We start from the raw sequence: 15,813 nt of genomic DNA on the forward strand, positions 1-15,813 counted from the left end.
TATGAAGTCGCTGCTGAACCACCTGCCCCGTATCACCCTCGTCCTTCTGGCCGGCTTCCTGATTGCGCTTGCATCGCGCAGTTGGAGCGAAACGACCACGCTGCTGATTGTCAGTTCGGTCCTGATGTTTGCCTGCTGCTGGGCCAGTGCAAGCCATTTCCTTGGCCACGCCCCCGCATTGCGCTTCGTCGTCATCGCCCTGGTGATCGGCTGGTTTGCCGAGGAGATGGGCGCGCGCTACGGCTGGTTCTTCGGTTCCTACACTTATACCGACGTGCTGGGCCCGCGCGTAGGCACAGTGCCATTCATCATTCCGCTGATGTGGTTTGCACTGTGCTATGTCGCCTATGTGATCGGCAACCTGATCGTCTGGCAGTCGCCGACCGACGGCGTGCCATCGACCCTGATGACCTTCATCATGGCCTTCCTCGGTGCCATGATCGTCACCGCCTATGACCTGGGCGCGGACCCTTACATGGTATTCACGCTCAAGGCCTGGATCATGACCAAGACCGACGGCGGCTGGTTTGGCGAAACCCTGCAAGGCTTCGTCGGCTGGATGACCGTTTCGTTTGCCATCATCTACGGTTTCCGCCTCACCCTGCGCAAGAAACCGCCAGTCCCTAGCAGCCGCATCACGCCGCTCTACGCCCTGGTGCCGCTGCTGATCTACGGCGGCAGCATGGTGTTCCAGGCCCTCAAGGGTAATCCGATCGAGACCCGCACCATCGCGCTGTTCGCCATGGGTATTCCAGTGCTGACCGGCCTTTGCGGCTGGATGCGCTGGAAGGAAGCGCAATGAACGCGCCGGTCGCGATAGCGCCGACCCTGCGCGCCGACCCGCTTGCCGACGACACCATCGCAGCGATCCTGCACGGCTACGACGGCAGCCAGTGGGAGGCCATCGCGATCGTGAACCGCCTGCTTGGCCAATGGCAGACCAACGCCATCGTTGCCGGCTGGCGCGCACCGCAGGACACGCCCGCGCCGATCGCCACCGCACTGGAAGCCTACCTTGCCGCCGGCAGCAGCTTGCCCGATTGGGCCGATGCCGCCAGGATCGCGCGATCGGAGGAGCTGTTTTTCGACATGAGCATGCTGTCCTGCAGCCTGCTGTTCTGCGCCAGCCTGCCGGAATGCTATGTCGTGCCGGACCTGGCCGGCGTGCTGCACGTTGCGGGCCAGCTCGAAGCGCACACCGACTACCGCGTGCGCTCCACGGCGGCCATGATCTTCCCGGTCATGATGCGCGGCGGGCTGACCACCCCGGAAGGCGGCGGCATCGCGCAGATCCTCAAGGTGCGCTTGATCCACGCCACCATCCGCCACCTGATCCTGCGCGGCAATCCGTCCGATGCGGTGCTCGATGGCGGCATCGCCGTGGCGCCGCTGGATGCGCCTTGCCGCAACGTGCACGACACGCTGTACAACCACGGCTGGGACGTCGCCGCCAACGGTTTGCCCTGCAACCAGGAAGAGTTGGCATATACCCTGCTTACCTTCCACTACATTTTCCTGCGCGGGCTGCGCAAGCTTGGTCTTGGACTGCCGAGGCAGGACGAGCAAGCCTACCTGCACACCTGGAACGTGGTCGGGCATATCCTGGGCATCGAGTCGAGCCTGATGCCGCAAGACATGGAGCAGGCCGCGGCCAGTTTCGACGCGATCCAGGCGCGCGCCCGGCTGTCGCCCTACCTGCCCGACCCGCGCCCCGAACTCGGCGCCGCGCTGATGCGGGCGATGCAGGCCCAGATCCCGCTGCGCATCCTGAAGCCGTTCCCGATCCTGCTCACGCGCTACCTGTGCGGCAAATCCGCCCGCGTCGACCTGGCGCTCAACCAGCGCGTCAACCTGCTCTCGCGCGCCCTGTTCATCAGCGGCATGGTCGTGGTGCGCGGCGTCGATGCGCTGGTACGCCTGCTCTTCCCCGATTTTTCGATCTGCCGCATGATCACCCGCATCTTCGGCTACCAGTTCACCGTCAAATTCCTGATGGACCAGACCCGCCCCCTGAAACTGCCGCCTGCCGTACTCAACCAGGTTGACAGTGCGGTAAGCGCCTGGGGCCAGGACCCCAAGGCCCCAGCCTGGATGAACACCCTGGAAGCGCGCCTCTCAGGGCGCGCTCCTGCCAAGCCCGCGGGAGACCAGCAGCCATGCTGATGCGGCTTGTTTTCGCGTTGTTCGCCTTGCTTCTTTCGCTGGCTGCAGGCCTTGCCCCTGCCAGTGCGGCAGGGACTTCCGCCATAGCGCCCCTGGTACTCGACGAACACACCGGGTCGCACGACGCCTGGCCGGCGGTCACCATCCTGAAAGACCCTGGCGGCACCCTGCATGCGGCGGAAGTGCTGGCGGCATCGGCCGGCTTCCGCAAACCGCAATCGGCATATGCCACCCTGGGGGTGAACAAAGGAACCGTGGTCTGGGTCCGGATTCCCGTCTTCGTGCCCGCCGATGCCAGCGGCGAATGGACCCTGAACATCGACTATTCGCAGATCAACCGGGTCGACGTGTTCGCCGCCACCGACGGCGCGCTCCACAGCCATACCGTGACCGGCAACCTGCAGCCGGTGGTTGCCGCCGGCGGCGGCGGCCGCACGCCGGCGGCGGCACTGCGCCTGACGCCCGGCGCCGAGCATGTGGTGCTGCTGCGCGTGGAAAACATCGGTTCGATGATCTTGCCGATCCGCTTCTCCAAGGCTTCGGTCTACCATGCCGACGCGCTTGCCGAACAGATGCTGCAAGGTATGCTGATGGGCCTCAGCCTCTGCCTGCTGCTGTACAGCCTGGCGCAATGGGCCAACCTGCGCGAACCGCTGTTCGGCAAGTATTCGCTGCTGATCGCCGGCACCACCTTGTTCTCGTTCGAGTTTTTCGGCTTGGGCGGCCAATACATCTGGCGCGACAACGTATGGATGACGCTGCACGCCGGCGGCCTGTTTGCTCTGATGGCCTCCTGCGGCGGCTACCTGTTCGTTGAGCAGTCGCTGGCGCGCCCCGGCGTTGACCGCACGTTTTCGATCCTGATGAAGGGCGGCGCTGCGTTGACGGCCCTGTTTGCCGTCGCCTATTGCTTCGACGGGATCAGTGTCGAGGTGCTCGTGATCGTCGTCAGCACCCTGGGCCTGCTGCCCATGCTGCTTGGCCTGCCGGGCGCCTACCAGCGCGCCCGCCGCGGCGATTCCGTCGGCATCTACTTCATGGTCGGCTGGGCGGTCAGTTTCCTGTCGTCGGTGGTCCTGAGCCAGGTGATCAGCGGCAAGCTGGCAGCCAATTTCTGGACCATGCATGCCCTCCAGTTCGGCAATGCCTTCGATATGCTGGTGTTCATGCGCATCCTCGGCCTGCGCACCAAGGCCATGCAGAATGCCATGCTGCGCGCCGAAGCGGCCACCCGCCTGAAGTCGGATTTCCTGGCCAATATGAGCCACGAAATCCGCACCCCGATGAATGCCATCATCGGCATGAGCCGCCTGGCGCTGATGGCCGACCCAAGCCCGAAACAGCGCAACTACCTGGCCAAGATCCTGGGCGCCGGCGAACACCTGCTTGGCATCATCAACGACATCCTCGATTTCTCGAAGATCGAAGCGGGCAAGCTGACATTGGAATCGGTGCCCTTCAGTCTTGACGAAATGCTGGACCACCTGTCGACCCTGACAGCCGTTAAGACCGACGCCCGCAAGGTGGAGCTGGTGTTCCGGGTCGAGCGGGGCGTGCCGCAAAAGCTGGTCGGCGATCCGCTGCGCCTGGGCCAGGTGCTGATCAACCTGACCAACAACGCGGTCAAGTTCACCGAACGCGGCGAGATCGTGGTGGCCGTCAAGGCAGCCGAGCGGTCGGCCGAAGGCGTGGTGCTGCAGTTCAGCGTCAGCGATACCGGTATCGGCATGAGCGAAGAACAGCTTGCCCGCCTGTTCCAGTCCTTCAGCCAGGCCGACAGCTCGATCACCCGCAAGTACGGCGGCACCGGCCTGGGCCTGAGCATTTCACGCCAGCTGGTCGAGCTCATGGGCGGCACCATCAAGGTCACCAGCACGCCGGGCGTGGGCAGCCGCTTCAGCTTCACCGTCCGGCTCGGCGTCGGCGACGCCAGCACCGAACCGGTCGCCTCCCCGACCGCCGGCCTGCATCAGGCCCGCGTGCTGGTGGTGGACGACAGCGCCACGGCCCGCGAAGCCCTGGTGGAAATGCTCGGCAGCTTCGGCGTCGCCGCCCACAGCGCAAGCTCCGGCGAACAATCGCTGAACATGCTGGTGCGCGGGGTCGAAGCAGGCATGCCGTACCAGGTGGTGCTGATGGATTACATGATGCCGGGCTGGGATGGCGTAGAAACCATCCACCGCATCCACGCCGACCCGCGCTTCGCCGCCCCGCCATCGATCCTGATGGTCAGCGCCTGCACCCGCGAAACGGTGCTGCAGGAAGAAGGCGAGCTGCCGCTGCAAGGATTCCTGACCAAACCGGTCGGCCCCGCCCTGCTGTACCACAGCCTGCTGCAGGTGCTGCGGCCGGAAATCGCGCAACCGGCTTCCTTGCAGGGCGACCAGCGCGGGGTACCGGCGCAGGAGCTGGCAAAGCTGCACGGCGCACGCGTCCTGCTGGTGGAAGACAATGCCAACAACCGCGAAGTTGCGGTCGACTTCCTGGAAACCGTGCGCGTGCATGTGGATGTCGCTGTCCACGGTGGCGAAGCGGTGCGGATGGTCCAGCAGGCCGATTACGACCTGGTGCTGATGGATGTGCAGATGCAGGTGGTCGACGGTTTGTCAGCCACGCGCCAGATCCGCGCGATCGCGGCGCTGCGCAGTCTGCCGATCCTGGCGATGACCGCGCACGCCATGCCCGAAGACCAGGCCAGGAGCCTGGAGGCAGGCATGAACGACCACATCACCAAGCCGATCGACCCCGATGTGCTGTTCCGCGCGATGCTGCGGTGGATCGATCCCTCGCGCCTGGTGGGCCGCACCATCCCGGGCGCGCCCGCCGCTGCCAGCAGCGCCGCCCAGGCAGCCGTGGCCTATCCGCCATTGGCCGGGGTGGACTGGCAATACGCCCTGGCCCGCGCCGACCGCGATCCGGCCATCCTCGCCAGGCGCATGCGCAGCTTCTGCAGCGAATACGGGGACGGACCGGGCTTGCTCGGCGCCGCGCTGGCCGGCGGCGACTGGGCCCAGGTCGAGCGCCTGGCCCACAACCTCAAGTCCAGCGCCACCTACCTTGGCGCCCTCGGCCTGGCCCAATTGTCCGACATCGTGGAGGCCGGCATCCGTGACGGCCGCCCGGAACGCTGCAGCAGGGAAGCGGCAGACATGGCGAAGATGCTGGGCATTATCCTGGCAGGCTTTGCCAATGCCTTGCAGCCGTCGCCCGCTGCCGGGGCCGGGCCGGCAGCCGACTTCGGCCGCCTGTTGCGCGAACTCGATGGCTACCTGCGGGCCGACGACGCCCGCTCGGAAGACCTGCTGACCGAGCTGAGCGCCCTGCTGGCCGGTGCCGGCCATGCCGCCCTGCTGGCGCGCATCCAGCGCGCGGTGGACGAAATCGAATATCATGATGCCTTGAAACCGCTGGCCGAATTAGCACAAGCTCTCGGCATCGATATGGAAATGAGTGCATGAGCCAAAAGGTCTTAGTAGCCGATGACGACGGCATCAACCGCCAGGTCCTCGCGACTTTGCTGAAGCCGGAGTACGTGGTGCTGCTCGCCAAGACCGGCGAACAAGCCATCGAGCGCGCCCAGCGCCACCTGCCCGACCTGCTGATGCTGGACGTGATGCTGCCCGACATGGACGGCTACGAAGTGCTGCGGCGCCTGCGCGCCGATCCCGCCACGGCCGACATCGAAGTGATCTTCATTACCGGCATGGGCCGGCCGGAGGACGAGGCGCGCGGTCTCAAGCTCGGTGCTGCCGACTACATCACCAAGCCCTTCAACAGCACCGTGGTGATGGCGCGCGTGGCCACCCATCTGGAAGTCGTGCGCCAGCGCCGCATGCTGGAACACCTGGCCCATATGGACGGCCTGACCGAGCTGCCAAACCGCCGCCGCTTCGACGAGCTCTACGAAAGCGAATGGCAGCGTGCCGCCCGCCACGCGCACCCGATGTCCGTGGCGCTGCTGGACATCGACTGCTTCAAGCAGTATAACGATCACTACGGCCACCCAGCCGGCGACCGCGCTCTGCGCGCAGTGGCCCGCGTGGCGCGCAGTGCCATGCGCCGTCCCTGCGATATCGCGGCCCGCTACGGCGGCGAGGAACTGGTGGTCCTGATGCCCGAAACGGATGCCGCGCAAGCCCTGTACGTGGCCGAGGGCATCCGGGAAGCGGTGGCGCAATTGCTGATCCCGCACGAGCAATCCGCTGCCAGCCCGGTCGTGACCGTTAGCATCGGCGGCGCAACCATGACGCCTGGCAGCGGGGAAACTGCGCCCGTCCTGTTCGATGCCGCCGACGCGGCCCTGTACCGCGCCAAGGAGGCTGGCCGCAACCGCGTCAACTGGAGGATGTGATGGCCAAGCGATTGATGATCGAAGGTCTGGTGCAAGGCGTCGGCTATCGCTACGCATTTGCGGAACGCGCCACCGCGCTCGGCCTGGCCGGGTGGGTGCGCAATCGCGCCAGTGGCGCAGTGGAAGCGAGCGTGCATGGCCCGGACGATGCAGTGAAAGCCATGATCGAATGGGCACATAGGGGTCCCAGTGCCGCCCGGGTCAGCCGCGTCGGCGTCGCGGACGATCTGCAACCTGCCCCGCCCGGCGCCACCTTCGACATCCGGCCCACCGTCTAGTGTTTCCATGCCGCGTGCATGGAGACGTCCTGCGCCGCCCGGCTGGAACTGCCTGGGACGCGCCGCACTGTCATGCCGCCGCTCGCCTGTCACGCGCCAAACACCCTGAACAGCAGCCAGCCAGGCAGAGCCAGGTAAAGTGCGAAATGCCCCAGGCGCTCCATTGCCTGGCGGACCCCGGCCGCATCGCCTGGACGCAACAGCGCCGCCAGCAAGCTTGTCAGCTCGATCAGGGTGCGCAGCAGCGCCGCCCCCAGCATCACCCCGATCGCCCACGCCGCCCACCAAAGCCCGAATGCGCCCAGGTAGGCAGCCAGCCCGAAACTATAGTACTCGCCGAATGCACTGCCATAGGCGATGTGCTGGTGCAGGTGGAAGGCAGGCAGCGCCAGCGCCAGCGGCAACAGGACAAATTTCGCCAGCGGGTGGTCGAGCCGGGTTGCCGGCGCCACCAGCATGCGCAGGAACGGACTGGCCGCCGCCGCGGGCCCGCCGGCCGCCGCCAGCGCCGCCGTGAACGCAGCCGGGTGCGCCAGTGCCAGCCCGTAGCGCCAGTATCTTCCGGAGCGCAGCCGCAGGGATACGCCGGGGCCCGGCAACGGCAAGCGCCACGGTTCGAGCGCCGCCACCTCGCCCAGGGGCAGGGAAAGCGCCCGCGCGCCCCGGGCCAGCACCAGCCGGCCTTCCGCCAGCGAGGCCTGCGCCGAGAATGCCTTCAGCACGCACCAGGCGATGACTTCCGGCAGCAGGAAGAGCGCGGTAAAAATGCGCAACTGTGCCAGGGTATTAGTGCGCAGCGGTTCATTCAGCAGCACGGCCACGCCCATGCCTAGCAGGCCAGCCCGCGAGAGCAGACGAAGCACTCCTGCGGCGATGCGCGCAGCGGGCGGCAGCACTGCCGCCGGCATCGGAAACACCGGCTTCAGCGCACGCGCCATGGCGCCTTCGGCCTGCGGCCGCCAGGCCTGGCTGAGCGGCCTGACGGTCAGCACCAGGAGGAAGGCGCAGCATGCCAGTCCAACCCAATCGCCCCACAACACCGCCAAGGTCGGCGCGGGCGCGCGTACCGGCAGGTCGGCGATCACCAGCGCAGGCTCGCCGATCCTGGTGCCAGCCAGCACATCGCCGCTGGCATCGATCGCGGCGCTGTAGCCATTGCTGGTCACACGGAACTGCGGCAAGCGCGTTTCAATGCTGCGGAACGCGGCCGCCGCCTGGTGCAGCCGCGCCCCCGTCCCATCGGCGCTGAACCAGGAATCGTTCGACATGGTGAGAATCACCTGTGCGCCAAGCCGCGCACCGGCAATGGCCAATCCGGGGTCGACGTCATCCCGGCAGATCAGCGGCAGCACGGGAATCTCGCGCCCATCGGCCAGCCGCAGCGGGAACACCCGCGCCCCGCTGCCCGCCACCCAGTTGCCCGCCCAGGGCAGGATGCGCCGCACGGCCGGCCAGTCCAGCCACACAGGCAGGTACTCGGTCAGCGGGAACAGGCGCGACTTGCGATAGACGCCCGCCAGCCCAAGGCCGGGTTGCACGAAGGCCGCCGCGTTGTACTCGCCCAGGTTGTCCCGGTCGTAGGTCCCGAACACCAGCGGCACTGCAGCGGCGTTCACGTAATCGGTGATCTCACGATCGAATTCCGCACCGGCCTGGCTTTTCGGCTTGCCGAACGTGGTCGGATAGGCGGTCTCGGACCACAGCAAGGCCTCCGCACGCTGGCGCGTCACCGCATCGTGGCCCATCGCAAAATGCCGGTCCAGCACTTCGCGGACCACCGCGTAGCCGCCCCTCGCCCGCCGCTGCTTTTCGTAATCCACGATATTCGCCTGGACCAGCGCCATGCGCAGCGGCTTGCCCGTGGGCGCCGGACTGCCCGGCAATGCCGCGGTCCCATACGCCGCCAGCGCGGCGGGGACCAGCGCGGCCAGTGCCAGCGGCCTGGCCAGTGAGCGCCATCCCTGGCCGCGCCGGGCCAGCCCCGCCGCCACGCCCTCATTGGCCAGGAGCAGCAGCAGCGTCAGGCCGGCCGTTCCGCCCACATCTGCCGCCTGCCGCAGCAAGCGCGAGGGGTAGAGGCCGTACCCCAAGGTATCGCCAAGCATGCGCGGCACCAGCCATTCCAGCGCCACCCAGGCTGCTGCCGCCGCCAACGCACACACGCTCCGCCCATACCAGCGCGCCGTGGCATGGCGCACCAGTGCATAGGCAAGGAATTGCGGCTGGAACAGGGGCGCGGCAAGCAGCAGCAACGCCAGCCCGGCCGCCTCGCCGAGTTGCGTATAGCGCCCGAGGGCGCCGCCAAACCACGCAAAACCGGCCGCCGTGTAAGCAAGCGACATGGCCCAGGCACACAGCAGCGCGCCAGGCAAGCGCCTGCATCCATCGAGCGCCAGCAGCCAGGGCACGAGAAGCACGAAGCCCAGTACCCAGCCCGCGCCACCGCGCGCATAAAGGGCCGTCATGGCGGCACTGGCGAAAATGCAGGCAAGGATCTTCATGGGCCGGGCGATTCGATCGGGGGTGGAATCACGATGCGCCGCAGCGGCAAGCCGGACGGTGCAAGTTCGGGAGGAACGATGCGGTCCTTCGGCATGTCAAGCGGCCGGTTCGCTGCATCGTAAAGCTGGAAATCCGGGGCGAACATCAGCACAGGCTCGATAGTCTGGCCATCGTCCGTCACCTGGTGGTGCCGCACATAGCCGGGCGGCAGAACGAAATCCTTCGGCACCGCCAGGCCGACGAGCGGCGGATTGGTGCCGGGCGGGTTGAACGCGCCGAGGCCGCTATGCACGCCCTGTTCGTGCAGGCGCTTGATCACCTCATTCATGGTCGGCTTTTCACCGCGCATGACATAGCTGCGCAGGTCGCGCGTCGGGTCCGCGTCGCCTTCGGGCACGGATGGCTGTGGGCGCCGCGGCTCGTCGCGCGCGATCGATGACGCGGCAGTGGCGGCCGAGGCTGGTCGTCCGGTAGCCGCCACATGTGCCGGGGCCGGCGTTTGGCCTGCCCCCGCAGCCGCGTCATCGCGCGCAAAATACCAAAGAAAGAAAGCCAGGCTGGCCGCGCCAACGGCCAGCAGCAGCGCCGCCGCCAGGTAACCCGGGCTGGGGCGCCAGGAACTCACGGCGTCGGCGTATTAAAGACCGAAACCGCCCACCCCATGCGCTCATGCCCGAACTGGTTCCAGATCGGGTTCTTTCCCGAACTGAAGGAGGTATAGCGCGGCGCCCCGGTGCCGCTGCTGCCGCCAAACAGGCCCGCAGTGACGGTACTGCCGGTGTATGTCGGGTGGGTGTCGTCCGACTGGATGTAGTCGTAGCTGCTGCCGGCCGAGACGAAGTGCGTATTGGCGTCGCGGATGGTCGGCCGCAAGGTGGACGTGATCCGGTGCACATAGCTGGCCTGGCTCTCGCCCGCCACGTAGCGCAGCGCATCGGAATCGGCGATGCCATCGCCGTTGCTGTCGTAATCGCCGCCCATGTACTGTGCGAAGTTGTCGGCGCACTGGAAGCCTTTCATGCGCGCCGTATCGCACATCATGAAGTTCATGCGCGCCAGCGCAGGCAGGAATTTCTGCTGCATGTTGACGGTGGCGCCGGTGTTGGGGTCCTTGCAGGAACTCTGCACATTGTCGGCCGCATAGCCCGGATAGTGCAGGTTCGAAATAACCTTCACCTTGACGCCCGAATAGGCGTTGGCATTGATGTAATCCATCGCAGCCGCGACGTAGGTCTTGCAGCTGTTCTCGGCAGCGGTCAGCACCGAGTCGTCGCAGGTCCCGGTCTGGCTCTTGAAGGCGGTGCGCGCCTGCAGCCCGTCGTTGCCGCACATTTCGAAGGTGACCACGCGGGTGTTGCTCGCTTGCATGTAAGATCGCTCGGCAACAATCTTGTTGTTGTAGACATCGGAAGCCACGGCGCCGGACTTGGCGCGGCGCACGCTTTCAATGTCGGCATTCCAGGCGGCCGACAGGTATTCCGCATCCACCGTCGGCGCCGAATATTTGGCCGCACTGGTGATGGAGCCGTTATACCCGGCGTAAATCGAATCGCCATAAGCGACCACGCGGTACTTGCTGCTTGTGCCGGCGCGGTCGATGGTCCAGGAAACGTTTTGCGTCAGGGTATTGGCTGCCGCCTGTCCCCCGAGGGTGAAGAAGACTACTGCGGCCAGAAGCGTGTTGCGGATGCGAGTTTGCATAGAGTGTCTCCGATCATTGAAGTCATTTTCGAATCGACCAGCCAACAACTCATCTTAGCGCTGCCCCGCCCAGCCACAAGCTGGTGGCTCGATGGGACAAGCAAATGGCCCCGAAGGCCTTGCCGCCTGTCGCGCGCCGGCCACGAACGGGCGCCGATACGGCATAATATGGCATGCTGAAACTGACCTTCCTTGGCACCTCGTCCGGCGTGCCAACCATCCGCCGCAATGTCACTGCGCTGGCCGTACACACAACAATGAACCGGGACTGGTGGCTGGTCGACTGCGGCGAAGCCACCCAGCACCAGTTGCTGCGCATTCCGCTTACCGTGCACGAGCTGGCGGGCATCTGCATCACCCACATCCACGGCGACCATAGTTACGGGCTGCCAGGGTTGCTGGCAAGCGCTTCCATGAACGGCCGCAAGAAGCCGCTGGTCTTGATTGCGCCCGCTGCCGTCAAGGCCTGGCTTGACGCCACCATGCTGCACACGGAGCTCTTCCTGACGTTTGAGATCATCCACATCGACGTGGCCAGCCAGCGCCTGGTCTTCCAGCACGACGGGCTGAAAATCGAACGCTTCCCGCTCTCGCACCGTGCGCCAAGCTTCGGCTTCAAGTTCAGTTTCGAAAAGACTACCTGGAAAATTGATAGCGACGCCCTGCGCGCGCGCGGCGTGCCGCCCGGTCCGGCCTGGGGCCAGCTGCAGCATGGCAAGGACGTGCGGCTCGACGACGGCTCCGTGCTGGCCGCCGCGCAGTTCCGCTCGGAACATATCGAACGCGCGACCGCCGTGATCGGCGGCGACAACGATACGCCTGCCCTGCTGGCCGAAGCCTGCCAGGATGCGGACGTGCTGGTCCACGAGGCGACCTACACCGAGGCTGTGCTGCAGAAAGTCGGTCCCGGCCCGCAGCACAGCTCAGTACAGCGCACCGCCAGCTTCGCCGCCGCAGCCCGGGTGCCAAACCTGGCCCTGACCCACTTCAGCGCCCGCTACGACAGTGCGGAAGGCATGGCCGAAGTGGAAGCTGAAGCGCGCCTGCACTACAGCGGCAACCTGTTCCTGGCACGCGATTTCGATACCTATGAACTGCATGACGGCACCCTTGCCAAAATGCCGCCCGCTCCCCGCCCGAAATGACGCCATGACAGCAATCACCGAATTCCGCAGCCAGTCCCCGGCCCCTGAATACGACCACCCGCGCGAGGATCGTCGGCTGGTGGGAAACCCCAAACGCACTACCTGGAACCATTTCACCAATGCCAGCGGTGAAGTCCATGCCGGTATCTGGGCTTGCGAAAAAGGCAGCTGGCGCATTGCCTTCGCCCACAACAAGGACGAATATTTCTGCGTTCTCGAAGGCCGCTGCCGCATCGTCGATGAACAGGGCCATGCCGCCGAAGCCGGTCCCGGCGACGCGCTGGTGATCCCAGCCGGTTTCAAAGGCGTGTTCGAAGTCGTCGAGCCGGTTCGCAAGCACTACGTGATCGTCGAACGGCATCAGCCTCGCTGACTTCAACGCGTCCTGCGCCGGACCTGGCTGCCATCGGCGCCGGATTTTCCTCAGCCGGATGGCGCCTGGTCGACCTTGAGCATCCAGTCCGGCTTGGGAATATTGTGCAGGTCATAGAATTTCTGCAGGCGTAAGCGCGTCCGCGCGCCGGCTCGAAGGCCCGCGAAGCCGGCGGCATTTTCGCCGAAGAACCTGCGCGCAAGCTGCCCGCTTTCGACTACATCCTGGAAATCCTTCAGGTAAGTTTCGATATGCCCATGCGCTATCGTCATCTCCCAGTCGGTGCCATACATGAAGCGATTGGCAAGCGAAGCGCTGCCTTTGTCCGCGGTTTCCCGCATCAGCTGCGCAAGCGCTTGCCTCAGTCCATCCTTGTGTTCGACCGCTTCCATGAAGTAGCCGGAATCGGCGTAGGCCTTGCTGCCTGGGCCCTGCGCCTGCATCAGGCCGGCAAACTCCTTCGCCCTTGCGTACGACCCGGCTTCGCTCCCGCCAAACCCGGTGTCGCCGAAATGGCCGAAATTGACGCGCAGGGCCGGGAACTCTTGCAGCACGCGCGCCCAGTATTTCGCCCCAGCCAGGCCTTCAAACTCCTTTGAAGGCCCATTGGACAGAGCCGTATGCGCCATAATGGGAACGTCGTTATCGACGCAGTACCGGTACAGCGAGCGCAGAGCCGCATCGAGGCGACGCCCAAGATCGGGCTTCAAGAGCCGCTTGTCAAACCACTCCCGGCGCCAGAAATCCGGCGACTCTCCCTGCAGTTCCTCGTTCCCCAGGGCGGCAAAGCCCATCGGCGGGTACAGCTTGACCCCGATACATCCCCGATCCAGCGCATCCTTCACCAGCTTCAACGAGCTCGAAGGCGCCAGCCCCATACCGAATGCGGTTTCGCGCAAGGGATCGAAGGGGACGAACGCATGGACCCGGCCGCGCGTGACGATCGCCACCAGCTCCATCGTCTCGACCTGTTCGGCGAGCGAAGATGCGGTTGGGCGGCCGCATGATAACCACCAGTCGTAATCGACCATCATCGGCATCAGCAGGTCGATGACCCGGCGGCCCGGCACGTTATAAAGGCCAAGGTAATCGTGCACGCTCACGTACCGGTACTGGAAATTCTGTATGACAAAGGCGATCGCGCCGCGCGCGCTGATACGGGCCACCTGCGCCAGCCCCTCGCCGGCAGCGGCGCTTCCCAGGTATTTCCGGTATTCGCCGTAGGACGGCAACTTTGAGACCAGTTCGATTTCATCGGCTATTGCGGCTTCCGCCTGGACCCTCGTGTCCGGCGCCAAAGCCTGGTCCCGCGCCCGCAGCCTTGCGCCCTTCAAGGCCGGCGAAGCATTGAACGCCTCGATCAGCTCCCGCACGCCAACCCGGAACGCCCGGTCGGCCATCTCCTGCACCGCAGACGTAATCGCCAGCTGGCCGGCACTGCCGCCACAGGAAGCGAGCATCAGCCTGATCTTTTCGAGTTCGGCCCGCTCCTCACTGGCCTTGGGCGCCCTGGACCACGCTGCCGCCTGCAGCAGCTCCCCGATGATGGCGGCAACGCTTCCCGGCACGCCGGCCTGGCGCGCCAACACAAGCTGGAGAAAGTCCTTGACGGGAAGGTCGGTCCCATTGAAGACATGCGCATGCACATCGATGGTCAGCTCCGACTTCAAGTCGCTGACGGCGCTGCTGCCCGGGCAATAGGGAATAATCTCCCGTGGGCCAAAGAGACAGCAGCCACCGAGCGCCGGGAAGCCCAATGCGCCCGCAAACTTCAGGAAACTGCGGCGACTTTCGATGGCATGCACGATATCCCCTGCCCGAATTATTGTTGAGAAAGGCTAATCCTTAAACGGCATCCCCGCAACAAACCGGTAAATCTTGCGCCGCGAGCTGATGTTTTTTTGCTATCCTTCGCACTTTTCGCCAACAGGAGTGACCATGAAATACGCGTTCAGCGCCATCCTCGCCACCATCTGCCTGACCGGCCATGCCGAAGTGATCCCGCTCAAGCTGGCCCCGGGACTGTGGGAAGAAACCCGCGTTACCCTGATCAATGGCCAGAACGTCGAGGAGGCCATGCGCAAGGGCCGGGAAAGGATGATGGCCCGCCTGACGCCGGAACAGCGCAAGCAGATGCAGGAGCAAATGGGCCACGGCGGCAACGCGGGCGCAACCCGGACCTGCCTGACGCCGGCCCAGGTGGCCAAGGGAATCGACACCGAAGATATCAAGCGCAAGATGGAGCAGTCCTCGCAGGGCTGCAAGCTGGACATCATCTCGGCCAGCAGCTCCGGCGCCCGGTTCAAAGCGGCCTGCATGGGCCCGCAAGGCAACAACTACAAAGGCAGCGGCGAATACGTCGTTGCCAACAGCAAGGAGTGGCGCTTCAAGATGGTCGGCGACGGCAAGGTCACCGGCCCGCACGGCGCCCCCGTGCCGCAGGCAGGCGACTTCCATGCAACGCAGGAAGTGACCGCCCGCTGGAAAGGCAGCGACTGCGGCAAGGTGGCACCGCAGCAGGAAGGTTAAGGCTTGACCGCCACCAGGTTGATCAAGGTCTCCTCACGCACGGCAGGCGGATTGATGCGCAGCACCCGCTCCATCAGTCCCAGGTCCTCCCGGCTCCACCACAGGAACGGGTAGGACACCGCGCTGTCCGGAACACTGAAACCGGCATTGCGCACCATGGCCAGATATTCCGGCGCCGTCTTCTGCACGTCCATCGGATGGCGGAACAGCAGGCGGATGATCCAGGAATGGATATAGCGCTTGGTCGACTCTGCGAACAGCAGCTTGCCGCCCGGCTTGAGGACGCGGAAGAATTCGCGGATGGCGTTTTCCTGGTCCACCAGGTGGTGGAAGGTCTGGTGGCAGAACAGCAGGTCGACCGAATTGTCTTCCAGCTTGATGTTGGAGCTGGAGCAGCAGATGAACTCCGCCTTGATATTGTGGGCCGCCACTTCCTGCGCGGAATGCTGCAGCATTTCAGGGTCGATGTCCATGCCGATCAGGCGCTGCGGCGCAAAGCGCTGGTGCAGCTTCGGCAGGGAACGGCCAAACCCGCAGCCGACGTCGGCCACCACGCCAAAACTGGCCGGTGCATCCGGCATCAGGCGCTGCAAGTCCTTCAGCGCGCGCTCCAGTACGTGGACCGTCCATGTTTCGGTACGCAAGAACCATTTGCCAAATGCCGTCTCTTCAACGTGGACCTCACCTGACGGCACTACTTCTAACCTAGCATTCATATCTTTTTCTTTTCAAGTTGACTCAAAGGGTCTGCAAGAGCCGGCCAGGCAAATC

At 65.2% G+C, this 15,813-nt stretch carries 13 protein-coding genes; 8 read left to right on the forward strand and 5 right to left on the reverse strand.

The features are described 5' to 3' along the window. Position 1: 1 nt before the first annotated feature. The 5 genes from ACWBU6_RS16540 to ACWBU6_RS16560 are packed head-to-tail and all read left to right on the forward strand — an operon-like array spanning position 2 to position 6,792. A complete protein-coding gene (locus ACWBU6_RS16540) occupies positions 2 to 802 on the forward strand; it encodes a carotenoid biosynthesis protein (protein ID WP_452644508.1) in 801 nt (266 codons plus the stop codon). Further along, positions 799 to 2,163, forward strand: a complete 1,365-nt coding sequence (locus tag ACWBU6_RS16545) for an oxygenase MpaB family protein (protein ID WP_452644509.1) — start codon at positions 799 to 801, stop codon at positions 2,161 to 2,163. Before ACWBU6_RS16540 ends, ACWBU6_RS16545 begins: the two co-directional genes overlap by 4 nt. After that, positions 2,163 to 5,621, forward strand: a complete 3,459-nt coding sequence (locus ACWBU6_RS16550; RefSeq protein ID WP_452644510.1) for a response regulator — start codon at positions 2,163 to 2,165, stop codon at positions 5,619 to 5,621. The genes ACWBU6_RS16545 and ACWBU6_RS16550 overlap by 1 nt, the downstream gene beginning before the upstream one ends. Then, positions 5,618 to 6,514 (forward strand): diguanylate cyclase domain-containing protein, encoded by an 897-nt coding sequence (locus ACWBU6_RS16555; protein ID WP_452644511.1) that lies wholly within the window; start codon positions 5,618 to 5,620, stop codon positions 6,512 to 6,514. Before ACWBU6_RS16550 ends, ACWBU6_RS16555 begins: the two co-directional genes overlap by 4 nt. Beyond that, the gene (locus ACWBU6_RS16560) at positions 6,514 to 6,792 is read left to right on the forward strand and encodes an acylphosphatase (protein ID WP_452644512.1); all 279 of its coding nucleotides are present in this window, start codon (positions 6,514 to 6,516) and stop codon (positions 6,790 to 6,792) included. The genes ACWBU6_RS16555 and ACWBU6_RS16560 overlap by 1 nt, the downstream gene beginning before the upstream one ends. Before the next feature lie 89 nt (positions 6,793 to 6,881). On the opposite strand, the gene lnt is transcribed toward ACWBU6_RS16560, so the two are convergent. From lnt to ACWBU6_RS16575, 3 genes are read right to left on the reverse strand one after another with little or no spacing between them, the layout of a single operon-like run. Then, positions 6,882 to 9,293 carry an apolipoprotein N-acyltransferase gene (gene lnt, locus ACWBU6_RS16565; RefSeq protein WP_452644513.1) on the reverse strand — a complete coding sequence of 804 codons (2,412 nt, stop codon included), beginning with the start codon at positions 9,291 to 9,293 and terminating at the stop codon, positions 6,882 to 6,884. Next, entirely contained in the window at positions 9,290 to 9,919 is a 630-nt protein-coding gene (locus ACWBU6_RS16570; protein ID WP_452644514.1) for a hypothetical protein, read from the reverse strand. The genes lnt and ACWBU6_RS16570 overlap by 4 nt, the downstream gene beginning before the upstream one ends. Then, positions 9,916 to 10,995 (reverse strand): SGNH/GDSL hydrolase family protein, encoded by a 1,080-nt coding sequence (locus ACWBU6_RS16575; RefSeq protein ID WP_452644515.1) that lies wholly within the window; start codon positions 10,993 to 10,995, stop codon positions 9,916 to 9,918. The genes ACWBU6_RS16570 and ACWBU6_RS16575 overlap by 4 nt, the downstream gene beginning before the upstream one ends. Before the next feature lie 173 nt (positions 10,996 to 11,168). Here ACWBU6_RS16575 and ACWBU6_RS16580 point away from each other — a divergent pair, with 173 nt between their 5' ends. Together ACWBU6_RS16580 and ACWBU6_RS16585 are read left to right on the forward strand one after the other, a co-directional pair. Next, the gene (locus ACWBU6_RS16580) at positions 11,169 to 12,140 is read left to right on the forward strand and encodes a ribonuclease Z (protein WP_452644516.1); all 972 of its coding nucleotides are present in this window, start codon (positions 11,169 to 11,171) and stop codon (positions 12,138 to 12,140) included. A gap of 4 nt (positions 12,141 to 12,144) precedes the next feature. After that, a complete protein-coding gene (locus ACWBU6_RS16585; protein ID WP_452644517.1) occupies positions 12,145 to 12,513 on the forward strand; it encodes a cupin domain-containing protein in 369 nt (122 codons plus the stop codon). Positions 12,514 to 12,563: 50 nt separating this feature from the next. On the opposite strand, the gene ACWBU6_RS16590 is transcribed toward ACWBU6_RS16585, so the two are convergent. Further along, positions 12,564 to 14,318 (reverse strand): amidohydrolase family protein, encoded by a 1,755-nt coding sequence (locus tag ACWBU6_RS16590; protein ID WP_452644518.1) that lies wholly within the window; start codon positions 14,316 to 14,318, stop codon positions 12,564 to 12,566. Between the two features lie 133 nt (positions 14,319 to 14,451). Here ACWBU6_RS16590 and ACWBU6_RS16595 point away from each other — a divergent pair, with 133 nt between their 5' ends. Further along, a complete protein-coding gene (locus tag ACWBU6_RS16595; protein WP_452644519.1) occupies positions 14,452 to 15,042 on the forward strand; it encodes a DUF3617 domain-containing protein in 591 nt (196 codons plus the stop codon). On the opposite strand, the gene ACWBU6_RS16600 is transcribed toward ACWBU6_RS16595, so the two are convergent. Further along, positions 15,039 to 15,758, reverse strand: a complete 720-nt coding sequence (locus ACWBU6_RS16600) for a class I SAM-dependent methyltransferase (RefSeq protein ID WP_452644520.1) — start codon at positions 15,756 to 15,758, stop codon at positions 15,039 to 15,041. The two genes, ACWBU6_RS16595 and ACWBU6_RS16600, sit on opposite strands and share 4 nt — an antisense overlap. Positions 15,759 to 15,813: the final 55 nt, after the last annotated feature.

This window comes from Pseudoduganella sp. HUAS MS19 (genome assembly GCF_053615455.1).